General features: G+C 65.2%; 1 protein-coding gene. It reads left to right on the plus strand.

What is annotated here, in order from left to right; all coding sequences use genetic code 11:
* Nucleotides 1-2 precede the first annotated feature (2 nt).
* Nucleotides 3-1082 (plus strand): IS630 family transposase (locus tag IRT45_RS36255; RefSeq protein WP_194810254.1); only part of this gene is annotated, 1080 nt, incomplete at its 3' end.

The following is a 1082-nucleotide window of genomic DNA, read 5'->3' on the forward strand; positions in this document are numbered from 1 at the left end:
CGGTGGCGAGGACGGGGCGGCCGAGGTCGGGGCCGGATTTGGTGGTGACCGAGGCTCAACGTCGGGAGTTGGTGCGGGGTGCGCGAGCGGCGACCTCGACGCAGGCGTATGCGTTGCGGTGCCGGATCGTGCTGGCCTGCGCGGAGCCGGGCGCGTTCAACACCCATGTCGCTGCCGAGGTGGGTGTGTCGGCGATGACGGTGCGTAAGTGGCGGGGACGTTTCATCGAGTACGGGCTGGCGGGTTTGGCTGATGAGCCGCGGCCGGGCCGGCCACCGTCGATCCTGCTGGATCAGGTGCAGCAGGTGGTGGAGATGACGTTGGAGCAGGTCCCGTCCGATGCCACGCACTGGTCGCGGTCGTCGATGGCCGAGCGGACTGGTCTGTCGAAATCGACAGTCGGGCGGATCTGGCGGCGGTTCGAGCTGAAACCGCACCTGAGTGATGGATTCAAGATCTCCACCGATCCGTTGTTCGTGGAGAAGGTCGTGGATGTTGTTGGCCTGTACCACAATCCACCCGAACGAGCGGTCGTGTTGTGTGTCGACGAGAAGTCGCAAATCCAAGCCTTGGACCGGTCGCAGCCGGTGCTGCCGATGATGCCGGGTATGCCCGAGCGCCGCACTCACGATTACGCCCGCCACGGCACGACCAGCCTGTTCGCCGCGTTCAACATCGCCGACGGCACCGTGATCGGCGAACTGCACCGCCGCCACCGGGCGACCGAGTTCCGCAAGTTCCTGACCAGCATCGACAAGGCCGTGCCGGCCGAACTGGACGTGCACGTGGTGTGCGACAACTACGCCACCCACAAGACCCCGCTGGTCCAGCAATGGCTCGCCGCACATCCACGATTCCACGTGCACTTCACCCCGACCGGATCGTCGTGGCTCAACCAAGTCGAGCGTTGGTTCGCCTTCCTCACCCAGCAACTCCTGCGGCGCGGCGTCCACAAAAGCGTTGCGGCACTGGAGAAAGACGTCCGCAACTGGGTCGACCAGTGGAACACCAACCCACGCCCCTTCGTCTGGCGCAAGACCGCCGAAGAGATCCTCGACTCCCTCGCACGATATCTGCAACGG

The sequence above is a fragment of the Nocardia sp. BSTN01 genome, from assembly GCF_015354405.1.
GTDB lineage: Bacteria > Actinomycetota > Actinomycetes > Mycobacteriales > Mycobacteriaceae > Nocardia.